Source organism: Deinococcus sp. QL22, assembly GCF_023370075.1.
GTDB lineage: Bacteria > Deinococcota > Deinococci > Deinococcales > Deinococcaceae > Deinococcus.
In genome coordinates, this window is sequence record NZ_CP097153.1 from 39,704 (window position 1) to 55,451 (window position 15,748).

The following is a 15,748-nucleotide window of genomic DNA, read 5'->3' on the forward strand; positions in this document are numbered from 1 at the left end:
ACCTACTCCTTGAGTCCGGTGGTCGAGAGGCCAGCTTCGAGGAAGCGCTGCGCCACGAGGTAAGCGATCAGGGCGGGCACGGCGGCCAGTGTGGTCGAGGCCATCAGCTTGCCGTATTCGGTGGTATAGCGCTGGGAAAAAGTGGTGATGCCCACCGGCAGCGTCATCTTGTCCACATCGGTGACGGTGAACAGCGGCCACAAGAAGTTGTTCCACGATCCCATGAAGGCGAACACAGCCAGCGTGACCAGCGACGGCACGCTGAGCGGCAAGATGATGCGCCAGAGGATCTGGAAATTGCTTGCGCCGTCTAACGTGGCGGCTTCTTCCAGTTCTTTGGGAATCGCCACGAAAAACTGCCGCAGCAGGAACACCCCGAACACTCCGCTGATGCCGGGCCAGATCAGGGCGTGATACGAATTGATCCAGTTGAAGTTCAGCATCATGATGTAGGTGGGCACCAGGGTCACGATGCCGGGGATCATCAGGCTGGACAGAATGATCCAGAACCATGCGTTGCGGCCCTTGAAGTTCATGCGGGCCAGGGGGTAGGCGGTCAGAGCGCAAACGACGACGTGCAAAACTGTAAACAGCAGCGCTACATACAGAGAATTCCATGTCCACCGCAAAATATTGCCGTCGGGTGAGGTCAGGACGGCGATGTAATTGTCCAGGGTAGGATTGGCGGGCCACCATTGTACGGGCGTGGCGATCGCGTCGGCCTCGGTTTTGAAGGACGTGCTGATCATCCAGTACACCGGAGCCAGAAACAGGATGGACAGGAAAGACAGGATCAGGAAGCGAGGAATATCACGCGGCAAGCGGCGCTTTTTGAAAGGAGCGTTGGTGACTTGGCCGGGTTGAGGTGCAGAAATAGTCATTTGTCTCCCGAGCTGGTCACGTCACGCGCCATCATGCGGAATTGTGCGCCGGTCAGAATCAGCATCATCAGACCGAAGACGAAGCCCATAGCCGCCGCGCTGGAAATCTGCGAGTTGGTAAAGCCTTCTTCGGTGATGTACTGAATAACGCTTTGCGTGCTGCGGCTGGGGCCACCGTTGGTAATGGTCAGCGATTGTCCGAAGAGTTGGAACGAGGCCAGCGCGGTCGTGATGATGACGAACAGCGTAATGGGCGTCAGCATGGGCCAGGTAATGAACCGGAACTGCTGCCAGGGCGTCGCGCCGTCCAGTGAGGCTGCCTCGTACAGGCTGACCGACACGTTGCTCAGGGCCGCCAGATACAGCGTCATATTGAAGCCCAGCGTCCACCAGATGGTGCCCACCACGATCGGCACCCAGGCCAAGCCTTCGGTGGACAGCCACGGAATCGGGGCCGCGCCCGTCAGCAGGTCGCGGGCAGCATTGACCAGACCGATCTGGTTGTCGAACATCCAGCGCCACAAAATACCCATGACCGACACCGTGAGGATGCCCGGCATAAAGAACACGGCCCGGAAGAACGAACGCCCGAAAATGGGGCGGTGCAGCAGCACGGCCAGGCCCAAGGCCGAGGCCACCAGCAGGGGCACGCTGACCACAGTAAACAGCGTGGTATTCAGCAGCGTGCGCCAGAAAAATTCGAACTGTGGCGTGCCCGCCGTAAACAGGTTGCGGAAGAACTCGAAGCCTACAAACTGTTGGTTGTCGTTGAGCATGTCCCAGCGGTGCATGCTGATATACATGCCGTAACCAATAGGATAGACCGTGAACACGAAGAACAAGACGGCGTGCGGCAGCAAGTACAGGTACGGCTCAAGCGAAACCTTATTCCGTTTGTTGGGTGTCGTGTGCTGGCTGGGCGGCGCGTGGGTGGTGGTCATAGCTCATACCTCGTTCTGAAGACGGTGAGTGAAAAGAAGATGTTGAGCGAAAACAGGCTCTTTTGAACCTCACAACCGCTTTTAGGGGCATGTCAATGGGAGCGGCCCTCTCCTGAACAGGAAACCCGACCGCTCCCACTTCCTTTCTGAACCTCCCGGCTCAGAACGCTAGGCCGCTCTGCTCAGTTGAAGTTCTTGCGGGCTTGCTCAATCTGCTTGTTGGACTCGGCCACGCCGTCGTTCAGTGCCTTAGTCACCGTCTTTTTACCGAGGTAAGCGGCTTCCCACGCGGCGTCGAACGGCCCCATGACTTGGCCGACCCAGGGGAATCCGCTGGTGGCGTACACGCTACCGAGGCGGTCGAAGATGCCACTGATGGCTGCTTTTTCAAACTTGGGGTTCTTGGCGACAACCGATTGGGTGGGCAAGCTGCCCGTAGCCGTCCAGGTCAGGTTCTGCTCAGGGCGGGCCAGCCACGCCATAAATTCAAGCGCGGCTTTGCGCTTGGCGGCGCTGTAGTTGGCGGGCTGCTTGGGCAAGGTCAGGTGGCTGGAGCCGCCCCATGCGGCGTCTCTGGCCGTGCCGCCCACACGCGGCATAAAGGTCACGCCGAAGTTCATCTTCTGGGTCTCGAAGCGGTCGAGGTACCACTGGCCGCTGGGGAACATGCAGACTTTGCCCTGAGAGAAAGCGGCCAATTCTGCTTCTTCGGTACTGTTGGGACGGGCGACCTTCTGCTTTTGCACCAGGTCGACCAGGAATTGCACGGCGCTGATGGCCTGCGGCGAGTTAAACGAAGCGTTCTGGCCACTGTTGACCATCGAACCGCCGTTTTGCAAGATGGCGGCATAGGCGGCGCGTGCGCCTACCCAGTTGTTGTACAAGCTGACGCCCCACGTGTCCAGGTTCTTGGCGTCGAACCCTGCCTGCGTGGAGTTCTTGCCGCTCTTGTCCACGGTGCACATCTGCGCGACTTTCAGGAATTCGGCGCGGGTGCGGGGGGGCTTGTTGGGATCAAGGCCGACCTTCTTCATCAGGTCTTTGTTGTAAAACATCGCGTAAGCAACGCTAGAAATAGGCAGTCCGTAAGACTGGCCCTTGTAGTCGGCGGTCTTGAACAGAGGCCCGAAGAACTTGGCCTTGTCGATGCCTGCCGTCTTCATTTCGGCGGCAGTGAGAGGAGACACGGCCCCGCGTGCCACGAATCCAGTGATCTGGTCTTCGTTGATGACGACCAGGTCGGGGGCGCGGCCAGAGGCGACCAGCGCGGGCAATTGCTGCCACGTGGTGCCCCAGGGCTGGGCCTGCGCCTTCACTTCGATGTTGGACTGGCTTTCATTGAACTTTTTGACCATTCCTTCCATCACGGGGCGGTCAGGGCCAGTAAAGCCGTGCAAGTAGGTCAAAGTGACCTTTTGGGCGGATGCGGACGTAGCGGCGAGCAGGGCAAAGCTAAGGGTCAGGGTAAATCGTTTCATGGACTGCCTCCTAAAACTGAGGAAAAGACAACTTTGGGTACACGAGAGTTAGGCACAGACGAACTGTGCAGGGTGAACGGGGTATCCAAGTATCGCAGATAGATCAGGGTCAAAATCTCTTTCTGGCCACCTTCGGGGCTGCTCCCGCGTAGCATGGAATAAATCAGATGTCCTCCTTCCCAAAACGCAGAGTGTTCTGCATGAGTTGTGACCGCTTGGTGAGGAGATACTAACAGCTTATTTTGTTATAAGTCAACAAAATGTTTCGTTAACTGACTCAGCAGTAAAAAAATTTAGCTGCGCCTGCTGGGAAGTTTTGGCTGTGGGACGCACTTATTTCTTGATGAGCTTGTCTGATCAAATCGGCTGACCCTCAGAATCCCACCAATTGAAACTAAATGTTGTTATAGTCGCCTCTCAAAAGGAGAAGTTATGCCTGCTTCTGGAAACCGCACACTGACTTTGGAGGGCGAAGGGGCCCTCGGCGTCTTGAAGGCACTTGCCAACGAAACTCGGCTGCTGATCCTGAGCATGCTCTCCCACAACGTCATGAACGTGTCCGAGCTGGCCGACGCGCTGAACTTGCCGCACTCCACCGTCAATTTCAATCTCAAGCAGTTGCAGGCTGCCGGGCTGATTTCGGTGGAATACGAACCCGGCACGCGGGGGTCGCAAAAGCTGTGTTCTAAACGTTTCGATGAAATTATCTATAAGGTTCCGGGCGCAGCCGTGGAATCTAATCCTGATCTGGTCACGGTGTCTATGCCCATCGGCAATTACGCCCACATCGAGGCCCAGCCCACGTGCGGCCTCGCCTCCGAAACCAAGATCATCGGGATGCTGGACAATCCACGCTCTCTGTACGAACCCGACCATGTCTATGCTCAAATCCTGTGGTTCGGCAAATCAGGCTATGTGGAATACATTTTCCCCAACAATCTGCCGTATGGAGCCGCGCCCGACAAACTTGATCTGAGCATGGAAATCGGTTCGGAAGCGCCGCAATATGACCCGGAGTGGCCGTCGGACATCACGCTCTGGATCAATGGGCAAGAAGTAGGCACCTTTACCAGTCCCGGCGATTTTGGTGGTGTGCGTACCCACCTGACACCGCGTTGGTGGAATGAAGACCAGACCACGCACGGCCTGCTAAAACACTGGATCATTACGGAAGACGGGGCATATATAGACGGCGACCGCCTGTCTGACGTGACGCTGCACGACCTGAAGATTCAGGGGGCCAATCAGATTAAAGTGCGCCTTGGTGTCAAACCTGATGCCCGCAACTGCTCCGGCCTCAATTTGTTTGGTCGCAAGTTCGGCAATTATGAACAAGACATCGTCATGAGAACGAGTTACGTATTTCCGAACGACGTTCCTAAAGTCAGCGTGCGCTGAGGGCGCTTTGATCCAGGTCGGCCCCGTTTGAGCCTTTCCGGTTTAGGCGGAGCGCTTTCCTGTTAGCCTGCGGCCATGTTGGACGTAGCAGGCGACTGGGCAGGCGGCATAGAGCAACTTGTAGACGAAGCCAATGCGCGGCTGCTGTACTTGCTCCCAGAAGACCGCTCGGCGCGGCCTAAAGATGAGGTGAATGCGCGGCTGGTGCGGCATTACACCACGCAAGGGCTGCTGAGTGCGCCGCGCCGGGAGGGTCGCGAAGCCCGCTATACCCGCAGGCATCTGCTGGAATTGTTGGCCCTGCGCCGTCTGATGGCCGATGGCTTGGGCGGCAAAGTCCTGATGTCGGCGCTGGAATACCGCACAGAAGAGGAATTGGCGGCGCTGGCAGTGCAGGGCAGCGACGGGCTGGAAGGACAGACCGGACTCCTGAGGCGTGAGCGGCAGCACAAGGCGCAACCAGTCCAACCGGACACGGAAGCCTTGTCTTACCTGAACAGAATTCGCGAAAGATCGGCCCTGCCTCCTGCACTCCTCTCCCCTGCCCCGCCGCAGGACAACGCGCCTCTGGTCTTCTTTCAGTCTGCGCCCCAACAGATAGCAGGCATCACGGGACGCCCATCCTCCAGTCCCCCGCCGTACCGCAAGCCGCAGACCCTCACCCGCTTAGAGGTGCGGCGTGGGCTAGAGCTGCAAGTCAGGAGCAAGCTGGCGTGGCCGCAGACGTCCGGACAATGGGACGCGCTGATGAATGAAATTCGGGCGTCATTGCTTGTCTTGCAGCGGGAGAGCCAGCGGGCGTCAGCCAATGACGCGGGCGCAGCTCACACTGAGGACATGCAGGGAGAGGGCGAAGCTTAACATTCTAGGTTGTTGACAATTTAGATTGTTGATGTAGACTCTGGGTGTTCCAGAGGAGTGGCTTCAGGCTGCTGCCCACGCCTCCGCTCACCTCCCTGCCTCACCCTCTTGACCCTCTTGCCCGACCACTCTGGAGGTCTGCTATGCCTACTCCTGTTGCTCCCACCCACCTGCCCCAGATTGAACTCTTGCCGCTGAAGGCCGGATTGCCAGCGGGTCAGGCGCATGAACTGACAGTGTTGGCCCGGATTACGCCGCCCGCGCCCCAATTGCGTGCCGGAGCGCGTGCGCCCATCAATTTATCGCTGGTACTTGACCGCAGCGGCAGTATGAGCGGCCATCCCCTCGATATGGCGCGGCAGGCGGCGCAAACGGCTATTCGTGCTTTGCAACCCCAAGACCGCCTGAGCGTCGTAATTTTTGATGACACCGTAGAACTGCTGATCGCGCCGCAACTGGTGACCGACCCAGAAGCGCTGTGCCGCACAGTAGAAAGCATCACGTCGGGCGGCATGACGGCGCTGCATGCGGGCTGGCTGGAGGGAGCCACCCTGACCGCCCAACATCTGAACCCGGAAGCCCTGAACCGCGTACTGCTGCTGAGCGACGGCCAGGCCAACTGCGGTGAAACGCGGATAGACGTGATCGTGGGGCATGTACGCGGCTTGACGGCGCGGGGCGTGAGCACCAGCACCATCGGGCTGGGCCGCGACTACCAGGAGGAATTGCTAAAAGCGATGGCCGACGCCGGAGACGGCAACTTTGAACATATCGAGGACGCCGGGGCCTTGCCCGCCTTTTTTGCCGCCGAGTTACAGGGCTTTTCGCGGACGGTGGGCCATACCGTCAGCCTCGGCCTGGAACCCAACCCGGCCTTGCAGGTGTCCAGAGTGGACGTGCTGAACGCGCTGACCCGCAACGATCTGGGCCGTTCGCAGTTGCCCAACCTGATTGCCGAGCACCCGCTGGACGTGGTGTTTACGCTGCAAGTCCCTGCCCAAGAGCAAGGCTCTGACGTGGGCGTGACCCGAATCCGGCTGGCGTGGACGGGCCGCAACGGAGTACGCCGCAGCCAGCGGGTGCAACTGAATCTGCCTGTGCTGAGTGCCGACGCTTACGCCGCCCTGCCCGAAGACCGCGCTGTCAGGTTGGCCGAGCAACTGCTGCACAATGCCCGTGCCAAGCAGGACGCCGTGCATCTGCTCGACGCCGGAAACGTGCAGGGGGCGCAGCGTGCCCTGTATTCACGCCGGGTCGCCTTTGCCGAATATGCGTCCAGCATGACCGCACCTGTCGCGCAGCAGGAGTCGCAAGCCCTAAATGATTTGGCCGTAAATGCCGACATCGATCAGACCCTCACCCGCAAACGTGCCCTGAGTCAAAGCTACAACCGCAGCCGCAGCAAGGAGTAATCCTTGTAAACAAACTCTGCTCCACGCGGGAACCGAACCGTTAGAACACTGGGCTAAATAAACACTGGATTAGGGCGGGAAGACTGGGCGGCTAGGCTGCTCTTCAGTCTTCCCGCTCAGTCCTTTGTCACACAGTCTCTGATTGCTGTCACACAATTTCTGATTGCCGCAGAGTTGTACCCCCACCTGGCCCTGGTGTGAAAAGATGCCAGCCGTGCGTGCTGCCCGTTCCTCTCCACCGCCTACCCTGACTCCATCGGGCGAACCCACAACGGTGACCAACACTGTCCCGCCCACGCTCAGTGCCGGATTGCTGCTGGTCGTCCTCATCGTGGCGTTCGAAGCGATGGCAGTCAGCACAGTCTTGCCTCGTGTGGCCGACGATTTGCAGGGCCTGGCCCTCTACGGCTGGGCGTCCAGCGCTTTCCTGTTGTCCAGTTTATTTGGAGCAGTATTTACGGGCCTGCTGTCTGATCGGCGTGGGCTGGCGGTGGGGGCCAGCGTGTCTTTGGTGGTGTTTGCGCTGGGCTTGCTGATAGCAGGCCTGGCCCCCAACATGCCCGCGTTTGTGCTGGGCAGACTGGTGCAGGGCCTCGGCGCGGGCGGGCTAGGGCTGCTGCCATTTGCGGTCATCACGTCGCGCTATCCCGAACAGGCCCGCGCCCGCATGTTGGCGGCGGTATCGAGTGCATGGCTGATTCCTGCTTTGACCGGGCCACTGATTGCCAGCCTGATTGCCGATGCTTGGTCGTGGCGGGCCGTATTTTGGGGACTGTTGCCCGTGCTGGTGCTGGGTGCGCCGCTGTGCGTGCTTCCGCTCCGGCAATCTTTACCTGAACAGAGTGCAACTGGGTCAGCCAGCTTGATCAGTCGCCGGGTGCTGTGGCCTGCGCTGGGGCTGTCGGTGGCGTCCGGCGCGCTAATAGAAGGTCTGCGCCGTCCTGATTTCTGGGGCGTGACCCTCATTTTTGCGGGTGCAGGAGGTGTGGCCCTGACTTCACGCTTCCTGTTTCCGGCAGGGCTGTGGCGGGCGCGGCGCGGACTCCCTGCTTCACTTGCGGTGCGCGGCTTGGCGGCATTTGCGCTGCTGGGCACCAATTCTTTTTTGCCGCTGGCCCTCCACGAATTGCGCGGCCTCACACTTACGCAAGCGGGCGGCCTGCTCAGTATCGGCGGGGCCACCTGGACCTTGGGATCGTGGGCGCAGGCGCGGCTGGAGCAGAGATTTGGCCCCCAGACCCGCCCGGCCCGTGTGCGTGCGGGCATGCTCGGCGTGGTGGCCGGATTGCTGCTGACTACTGCTGGCGTGTTGGGCGGCCTCCCCCTCTGGAGCGCCTACGTGGGCTGGTTCGTGGCTTGCCTGAGCATGGGCATCGGCTACAACAGCAACAGCCTATTTGCCCTCGCCAGCGCCGATACTGAGGGGAAGGGCACGGGCGAATTGTCCGGCCAGTTGGCAAATATAGAGGTCTTGATGGTGGCATTGGCCGCAGGTGCAGGCGGCGCACTGATTGCGCGGGCCGCGCCGCTGAGTACAGCGTTTGCGCTGGCGTTTGCGGTCACGCTGTCGGGCGCAGTCTTGGCGCGGGTGGTGGCGGCGCGCTTGGTGGCGAAAAACTAGAGTCCGCGTTGTGCTCTGAGCTCCCCGCCGAAATACTCCCGGAGACATTCCACAGGCCTGCACAAAGGCCTCGTGAAAGCGGCTGGTCGACTGGAACCCAACTTCATGCATGATGTCCAGCACAGACAAATCGGTAGTCAGCAGCAGGCGTTTGGCGTGGGCGATGCGCGATTGGGTCAGGTATTCGCTGAGGCCCACGCCGAGGGCCGCCCGAAACAGCGTGGTGGCGTAGTGCGGGTGCAGCCCGGCAGCCCCAGCAATGTCGGCCACTTTCAGGGGTTGCTGATACTGCTCGGCCACCCATGCGGCCATCCGTTCGACATGATCGGCTGCACTGACGCCTGCCAAGGGTTTGGGTTTTCCGGTGTAGGCCGCTGCCCTCCAGTTCAGTGCCAATCGCCTGAGCCGCGCTTCCAATTCCAGCAGCACGATTCGCCGTGCTTCGTCGCAACTGGGTGTGCGGAGCAAATCAGCCCAGCCCATAAAGCGCCCCTGATCGCTGGCGTCGGTGGCTTCCGAATGCACCGCCTGTCCGCCCAGCATCGCCTGAACCTAGTCAGCACGTCGCCCAGCGGCACCGTCAGCCAAAACACCTCGGTTTGGGGGTCGCTGCTCATCAGGCGGTGGGGCATGGCCGCCCACAGCAGGGCCAACTGCCCGGCGCTGACGGTCAGGCGGCGGCCCCCGATCAGGTAGGTCAGCGAGCCGCGCAACACCAAATTCAGTTCTATTTCCCGGTGGCGGTGAAAGGCGGTCATCGCGCCCGGCTGTCCGCGCCAGCAGGCCAATCCAAAGACCTCTTCCGGCTCTGGCGGCGCAACGTGGGCAGGCACGCTCTGAGAATACCGGAACTTCTGGCTCAAAAGCCGAACGACTTTCAGGCCAGAGCATTTTATTTTGAGGCTCAACCCCACTGCTGTCTCACTGCTTCACCGGAGGCCCACTATGACCGCTTTGACCCCTGTGCCCACTTCTCCTGGGCCTTCTTCTGTCTCGTCCGCCTCTCTCACACCGCTTTCCCTGTTTCATCTGAATGCCAAACAGGTGCAACTTTTTGATGAATACGGCTACCTCGTCTTGCGACATTGGGTCAGGGGTGACTTGCTCACGCGGCTTCAGGCGGCGGGCCAACGCTGGATAGAGCGCGGCCTGGCAGACAGCGGAAAGAATTCCGATCCTCTGTTTGCCGAGCGGGAAGTAGGCCGGGTGATGTGGCGGGTCGATTACGTTCACGATAAGGGAGAACCCGTGTCGCTGGAACTGTTGGGCAGCCCCGGAGTGCTGGGCGTGGCCGAGAGCCTCTGCGGGCCAAATTTTGGTTGACCTACAAAAGTATGGTCTTCAAATTCGAGGGGGACGGTGAAAAGGTGCCCTGGCACCAAGACGCGGTGCATCCCCGACGCTGGCGCATCTTCAATTACGACTTATATCTCGATGAATCGCGGGCGGGTGGCGGTGCCCTGCGCGTCATTCCAGGAAGCCAGACCGCGCCCGCTGACGTATGCGAATTGGCTGAGCACTACGGCTGGGACGCCCCCGGCAGTATCTATGTAGAAATGGAACCCGGTGACGTGTTGCTGCGTGACGTGGTGGTTGTCCACGGCTCCGAGCGAGCCGAAGGGAAGAAACTGCGCCGCACCATTTACTACGAGTTCCGCGCTGCCGAGCAGATTGCGGCGGAAGGCCCCTGGGACGCAGCATGGACAGAGCGCCGGATGCGCCTCCTGCCGCTGGCACTTCAGCGTCATCAGGAGGCCGCCCCGGAACAGCCTCAGTTTGACTGGCAGGCCGCGCCGGAATTCCCTCCAGCCAGCCTCGGCAAGGAGCAGGAGGAACTGCGGATTGTTCATTTGTCCCACACACCGGGGTCGTATTGCAGCGCTGGGGATGTCAAGTTGGATCAGTAAAGGTGGTCTAACAGGGGCGCGGGCTTGGTCAGCCAGGCCTCTCTAGATGTCACTATTTCCGCCAGCGGTTGCGGTGATCGCGCTGGGGTTTGGTGGATTCCTGACTGAGCGGCAGTTCTACACCCCTGAACAGGTCGCCCCCGCCCAACACTTCGCCCTGAACCCTCTTCCAGAATCCAAAGAATTTTGTGACTGGGCCGCTAAAAGTTGTCAGGCGTTCAGCGGGATGCACCACCACCTTCAACTCCGGAAAACGTTCGTGCACGCCCTGCAAGATCGCCCCAAATTCTGGGGTCGGATTTTCGGTGGCGTGGAGTTCGGTGGCTCCATGTTTCCGCGCAAACTGGGCCAGTTCTTCGGACACACTGCCGGCCCGAATTTCGGTGCGGGCCAGGCGTGCAGCGGCGATATCGCGTACGCCGCCGTACATAAAGGCCAGCCGGGGAAAGGCGATTCGGTGGCTGGACAGGAATGGGCGGTCAAACACGAACAGTGCAGGCGCGTCCGGTTGGGCGCTTAGGGCCGGGTCGGTGATAGAGAGACTGTCGCCGTGGATCCACACCACCGCGCTCATGCCCTCCACCCGAACAGCTTTTCTTGCAACTGCTCGTAGCTACCCATAAACGGACAATCGGCGGTACAACTTTCGCACCAGCGGCCCGCCGAATACTTTTCGATATTGGCCTGATTCATGATGTACGGCTTGCCGCTAAAGGTACTTGCCACCCACTGCCAGCTCAGGGCGTTACTGGCCAGATCGCCGTCCAATAAATGTTCGCGGAAAAAGTCGTAGCCGGCTTTCCAGTGCACGCGCCGCCAGTGAATCAGGTACGCTGCGAACCACATCCGCTCATGGTTGTGCATATAGCCGTCTTCTTTGAGGTGCGTGATCCAGGCGTCGGCACACGGCAACCCAGTGTGGGCTTCGCGCACATCGTTGGGCAGCTCGGGCGACCAGACGGCGCGGTATTTCGGCTCCTCCAAGTTCTCCAATACGGCCTGTCCCTTCTGTTTCAGTACCAGCCAGAAAAACTCCCGCCAGGCCAGTTGTCTCAGCCCCTCTTCACGGTCGGTGCCCCTTGCCCGGGCGCGGATATGGTCGGCGACTTCTCTGGGCGACAGCATGCCGTGACGCAGGTACATGGAGAGCCGCGAAATAGGAGCCAATAAATGATTGCGGGCCGCGTAGTCCTTGGGATTGTAGGCACGGAGGGCCGCCAACCCAGCCGTCCGGCCACCTGTGCGGGCAGGCAACCGGGCTTCACCGCTGTACATTCCGGCCAGTGCCAGAGCCAATTCTTTGGGAATTTGTTCATCGGTGAGATCGGTGGGAATCTGGGTCATGGTTTCTAGTCTGGCGGTCTAGGCGGAGGTGCTTTGTAAGAATTGGCAGGGTATACGGCTCGACGAGGAAGGCTCAGGGCGCCTTGAATTACGTAATTCAAGGGTTGAAATATCAGTTACTCTTGTTCTGCGGGCAGTCTGTTGGTCAAGTGGTTCGGGTGCTACCCCCATCCCAAGTCGGCTCTGAATTACGTAATTCAGAGCTTGGGATTTTGGCCCGCTCTGTGTACACTTTGCCCATGAGCCGAAAAACCGTGGGAATTCGGGCGCTGCGTGAAGAACTGCCAGAACGAATTCGGGAAGTCGAACAGAGTGGGCAAGCTTTGGTCATTACCAAGCATGGGCAGGCGGTGGCGACATTGGTGCCGACACTTGTCTCTCCTCCACAGCAAACGCCGCGCATTGTGGCCCTGACCAGTTTGAAAGGCGGGGTGGGCAAAACGACCCTGACCATGCACCTTGCAGCGGCTATTGCACTCGAGCAAGACAATGTGGTGGTGCTTGATGCCGATGAAGAAGTCAGTGCTTTTCGTTGGCAGCAGCACGCGCAGGCAGACGGCATCGAACTGCCCTTCCACGTGATTCCAGCCGAGCGCAATACGCTGATGCGGCAGGCGCGTGACCTTGCCAAATCGGGCCACACCGTCATTATCGACACGCCGCCCAACAACCGCGAGATCCTTAAAAGTGCCGCAACGGTGGCTGATGTCGTACTGGTGCCGGTGCTACCGACGGGCATGGACGTAGACCGCTTGGCGACAACGCTAGAACTCCTCACCGATTTAGCCGCCGCCTTGGAAAATTTCAACTATGCCATTGTGCTGAATCGGTTCGACGCCCGCAAAGCCATGGCCCACGAAGCCAACGACGCACTGAACGCCCACGCCCGTCTGAATACGGTCATTAAATCGCTCAGTGCTTACGAAAAAGTCTTTGGTCAGTGCCCCACCGAACTTGGCCAATTCACGGAAATTTGGAACGAAATTAAGCAGGCATTCGGAGAAGAAGCATGACCAAAAACCGCTTTCAAGCCAAGGCCACGGGCACCGGGCTGGGCAACTTGCTGACGCGTTCGCTGCAGTTTTCCGGCTCGCCCACCGACCTGCCTGCTCCGGTAGAGTCGCCTCAAAGCCTGCCTGCCGAACTGCTTCAGCCCAATCCACGCCAACCCCGCCGCTACTTTGATCCGGCGGCGCTGCAGCAATTGGCCCAAAGTATTGGGCAACAAGGTGTCTTGCAGCCCCTGATGGTTCGCCCGCTGGAAGACGGACGCTACGAAATCGTGTATGGAGAACGGCGATGGCGTGCCGCGCAACAAGCAGGATTGACAACTGTGCCTGTCCTCATCCGCGCCCTATCGCCAGAAGAAGTTGACATCATCTCGGCAGTCGAGAATCTGCAACGCGAAGACCTCAACCGCTATGACGAAGTGACCGCCAAACTGAATCTGGTAGCCCACCGCTGTGGCGTAAGCGTTGACGCCGCAGTTGTGTTGCTTAAGCATCTTCGCAGCGATCCGGAAAGCGCCCCGGAACAGGTCGAAGCCCTCAAACAACTGTTTGGAGAACTGGGCCGTGAGCAATGGACTTCCTTTGTGACCAACGGCCTGCCCGCGCTGCAACTCCCCGTTGCTTTGATTGAAGCGGTGCAGTCGGGCCGCCTTGACTACAGCAAAGCCGTGCTGATTTCCCGCGCTCCGCAGCGTCACCATGCCGACCTGCTCAGGCGGGTGTTGGTCGAAGACCTCACCCACGCTGACCTTAGAATTGCCATCGCCCAACTGAAACCGGAACTTCAGACCGAGCCTGTCTCAGAGCAACTGCGGAAGAACATTTCGGTTCGGCGGCTCTCCAAGCTCAGTGAGGCTCGGCGGGTGCGTGCCTTCAAGTTGATGGAGGAGTTAAACGACCTGCTGAAGTAGAGTGGCAGGAGCGCCCTCAGGCGTCTCATCAACTCTGAATTACGTAATTCAAGACGTGTCCGGGCAAGAATTTGTAAGGAACGCGGCCCGCTTCAGACCTAGAGCTGAGGCGGGCCGCGCTTGATTGGGACAACTGAGGCATAGACCCAGTGCAGTTGAGACACAGCGAAGAACAAAGACTTCGGGAAATTCAAAACAGGTCGTCTAGCAAGAAAAATTTAGTAACCACCCAACCTAATCCGGTCTGTCCTTCTTGCCCCCTTGTCCAAACTCGCCTAACTCTTCCAGCAACAAGTCAAGATTTATCTGACAAGTTCCAGAAATCAAGCTCATCTACAGCGTCACCGATGCCTTTAAGTTGCGCCAGGTCGGCGGCCTTAATGGGCTGCTGGGTGGTGTTCTGGTGGCCCAAAGCTTCGGCCAAGACATTGTCGGGAACGGCAGCAAAGAGGTGCTGCAATTGCGCTGGCGTGGCGTCGAGGAGGGCGTCGGCCAGCACTCCATCGGGGACAACTTGCGTAACGGTCAAGCGGGTAGAAGCCAGCGCCGAAGCGTCGATTTCTGGGCGAAGTGCATCCACATCGTCGAGGTCGGCCGTGCCGGGCGGAGTCCGGAAATCGGGCGCGGGAGCCTGAACAGGAGGCTGAGCAACAACCTTGACTCCCGATTGGATGACCGGGGGCGTTTTGGGGAGAGGAGACCGCGACTTGGCGTTGTTCTGGCGGACGACGAGCCTCAGCAGAACAAACAAGCCCAACAGTACTGCGGCGATGATCAGGGACGCCATCATAGCTATACCTTACGCGCCCGACGCTGCCGATGGGCCGAGTTTCTCTGCATTTGGCCAGTGATTTTGGGGGGGGTTATAGGGTTTATTGGTGGGGGAGGCCGCAGGCAGTAAGCATCAAGTTGAACTGTTAAGATCCCAAAATCGTCTCAATTCGTGCCAATTCTTCTGCACTCAGTTCGCGGTTGCGGAGTGCGCCTACCGCGTCGTCAATCTGTTCGGGCCTGCTCGCGCCGATCAGGGCCGAGGTCACTTCGGGATGTCTGAGCACCCACACGAGGGCCAGTTGTGCCAGCGTTTGCCCCCGCTCGGCGGCCAAGGCGTTCAGTTGCCGGGTGCGCTCTAGCACAGCGTCAGTCACGTGTTCGGGGCGCAGGAACCGGCCTGACGCGACGGCGCGGGAACCTGCGGGAATGCCGTGCAGATACTTGTCTGTGAGAAGACCCTGCGCCAACGGACTAAAGACGATGCTGCCCATGCCGACTTCGCGCAGCACCTCCAGCAGCCCAGCTTCCGGAGCACGCTCCAACATGCTGTATTTGGGCTGATGGATCAGGCATGGCGTGCCGAGTTCGCGCAAGATTCGCGCCGCTTCCCGCGTGCCTTCCGGCGAATAGTTGCTGATGCCCACGTACAGCGCCCGCCCGCTCCTGACGATGTAATCGAGCGCGCCCATCGTTTCTTCCAGTGGCGTTTCTGGGTCAGGGCGGTGGTGATAAAAAATATCGACGTACTCCAGCCCCATGCGCCCCAGGCTTTGATCGAGGCTGGACACCAGATATTTGCGCGATCCCCAATTGCCATACGGCCCAGCCCACATGTCGTAACCTGCCTTGCTGGAAATGATCAGTTCGTCTCGGTAAGGCCGCAAATCCTGCGCCAACACCTGCCCAAAGGTCTGCTCGGCGCTGCCCGCAGGTGGGCCGTAGTTGTTGGCCAGATCAAAGTGCGTGATGCCCAGATCGAACGCCCGGTGCAAGATGGCGCGGGCCTGTTCCAGCCGGTCTGCACCCCCAAAGTTGTGCCACAGCCCCAGCGAAATGGCCGGGAGTTTTAGGCCGCTGCGCCCAGTGCGCCCGTAAGTCATGGAGTCGTAGCGTTGCGGCGCGGCCTGGTACACGGGAAGGGTCATCGGAACTCCTTAGAGAGTGAGGGTTTTCGTGGCGAGTAGACAGAGTTCGGCTCAATCTTATACGC

Annotated in this window: 16 protein-coding genes and 1 pseudogene; 8 read left to right on the forward strand and 9 right to left on the reverse strand. The window is 59.6% G+C overall.

Annotated elements, in window-relative coordinates; genetic code table 11:
* Positions 1-2: 2 nt before the first annotated feature.
* The 3 genes from M1R55_RS24980 to M1R55_RS24990 all read right to left on the reverse strand — a co-directional run bounded on the left by M1R55_RS24980 (position 3) and on the right by M1R55_RS24990 (position 3,300).
* Positions 3-881 carry a carbohydrate ABC transporter permease gene (locus M1R55_RS24980; RefSeq protein ID WP_249396008.1) on the reverse strand — a complete coding sequence of 293 codons (879 nt, stop codon included), beginning with the start codon at positions 879-881 and terminating at the stop codon, positions 3-5.
* A complete protein-coding gene (locus M1R55_RS24985; protein WP_249396009.1) occupies positions 878-1,822 on the reverse strand; it encodes a carbohydrate ABC transporter permease in 945 nt (314 codons plus the stop codon). Before M1R55_RS24985 ends, M1R55_RS24980 begins: the two co-directional genes overlap by 4 nt.
* 182 nt (positions 1,823-2,004) lie before the next feature.
* Positions 2,005-3,300 (reverse strand): ABC transporter substrate-binding protein, encoded by a 1,296-nt coding sequence (locus tag M1R55_RS24990; protein ID WP_249396010.1) that lies wholly within the window; start codon positions 3,298-3,300, stop codon positions 2,005-2,007.
* Between the two features lie 432 nt (positions 3,301-3,732).
* On the opposite strand from M1R55_RS24990, the gene M1R55_RS24995 reads away from it, so the two are divergent.
* The 4 genes from M1R55_RS24995 to M1R55_RS25010 all read left to right on the forward strand — a co-directional run bounded on the left by M1R55_RS24995 (position 3,733) and on the right by M1R55_RS25010 (position 8,592).
* On the forward strand, positions 3,733-4,698 hold the full coding sequence (locus M1R55_RS24995; RefSeq protein ID WP_249396011.1) for a transcriptional regulator: 966 nt from the start codon (positions 3,733-3,735) through the stop codon (positions 4,696-4,698).
* A 75-nt stretch (positions 4,699-4,773) separates the two neighbouring features.
* On the forward strand, positions 4,774-5,559 hold the full coding sequence (locus tag M1R55_RS25000; RefSeq protein ID WP_249396012.1) for a MerR family transcriptional regulator: 786 nt from the start codon (positions 4,774-4,776) through the stop codon (positions 5,557-5,559).
* 143 nt (positions 5,560-5,702) lie between these two features.
* Complete coding sequence (locus tag M1R55_RS25005; protein WP_249396013.1) at positions 5,703-6,971, forward strand: VWA domain-containing protein; 1,269 nt, start codon at positions 5,703-5,705, stop codon at positions 6,969-6,971.
* A gap of 205 nt (positions 6,972-7,176) precedes the next feature.
* Positions 7,177-8,592: an MFS transporter gene (locus M1R55_RS25010; RefSeq protein WP_249396014.1), complete on the forward strand. Its 1,416-nt coding sequence runs from the start codon at positions 7,177-7,179 to the stop codon at positions 8,590-8,592.
* Positions 8,593-8,673: 81 nt separating this feature from the next.
* Here the strand turns inward: M1R55_RS25010 and M1R55_RS32445 are convergent.
* A pseudogene (locus M1R55_RS32445) lies at positions 8,674-9,075 on the reverse strand (helix-turn-helix domain-containing protein); the annotation flags it as partial.
* A complete protein-coding gene (locus M1R55_RS25015; protein ID WP_249396015.1) occupies positions 8,979-9,425 on the reverse strand; it encodes a cupin domain-containing protein in 447 nt (148 codons plus the stop codon). The pseudogene M1R55_RS32445 and the gene M1R55_RS25015, both read right to left, overlap by 97 nt.
* Positions 9,426-9,537: 112 nt before the next feature.
* Here M1R55_RS25015 and M1R55_RS25020 point away from each other — a divergent pair, with 112 nt between their 5' ends.
* Entirely contained in the window at positions 9,538-9,915 is a 378-nt protein-coding gene (locus M1R55_RS25020; protein ID WP_249396016.1) for a phytanoyl-CoA dioxygenase family protein, read from the forward strand.
* 44 nt (positions 9,916-9,959) lie between these two features.
* On the forward strand, positions 9,960-10,499 hold the full coding sequence (locus M1R55_RS25025) for a phytanoyl-CoA dioxygenase family protein (protein WP_249396017.1): 540 nt from the start codon (positions 9,960-9,962) through the stop codon (positions 10,497-10,499).
* A gap of 52 nt (positions 10,500-10,551) precedes the next feature.
* Here M1R55_RS25025 and M1R55_RS25030 read toward each other — a convergent pair whose 3' ends face one another.
* Both M1R55_RS25030 and M1R55_RS25035 read right to left on the reverse strand, forming a co-directional pair.
* Positions 10,552-11,073, reverse strand: coding sequence for a hypothetical protein (locus M1R55_RS25030; RefSeq protein ID WP_249396018.1), 522 nt, complete (start codon positions 11,071-11,073; stop codon positions 10,552-10,554).
* Positions 11,070-11,843, reverse strand: coding sequence for an FAD-binding domain-containing protein (locus M1R55_RS25035; RefSeq protein ID WP_249396019.1), 774 nt, complete (start codon positions 11,841-11,843; stop codon positions 11,070-11,072). Before M1R55_RS25035 ends, M1R55_RS25030 begins: the two co-directional genes overlap by 4 nt.
* Positions 11,844-12,082: 239 nt before the next feature.
* On the opposite strand from M1R55_RS25035, the gene M1R55_RS25040 reads away from it, so the two are divergent.
* Positions 12,083-12,856 carry an AAA family ATPase gene (locus M1R55_RS25040; protein ID WP_249396020.1) on the forward strand — a complete coding sequence of 258 codons (774 nt, stop codon included), beginning with the start codon at positions 12,083-12,085 and terminating at the stop codon, positions 12,854-12,856.
* Positions 12,853-13,764, forward strand: coding sequence for a ParB/RepB/Spo0J family partition protein (locus tag M1R55_RS31990; protein WP_305880281.1), 912 nt, complete (start codon positions 12,853-12,855; stop codon positions 13,762-13,764). The genes M1R55_RS25040 and M1R55_RS31990 overlap by 4 nt, the downstream gene beginning before the upstream one ends.
* Positions 13,765-14,059: 295 nt before the next feature.
* On the opposite strand, the gene M1R55_RS25050 is transcribed toward M1R55_RS31990, so the two are convergent.
* Positions 14,060-14,554: a hypothetical protein gene (locus tag M1R55_RS25050; protein ID WP_249396021.1), complete on the reverse strand. Its 495-nt coding sequence runs from the start codon at positions 14,552-14,554 to the stop codon at positions 14,060-14,062.
* A gap of 127 nt (positions 14,555-14,681) precedes the next feature.
* Positions 14,682-15,683, reverse strand: a complete 1,002-nt coding sequence (locus M1R55_RS25055) for an aldo/keto reductase (RefSeq protein WP_249396022.1) — start codon at positions 15,681-15,683, stop codon at positions 14,682-14,684.
* Positions 15,684-15,748 lie beyond the last annotated feature (65 nt).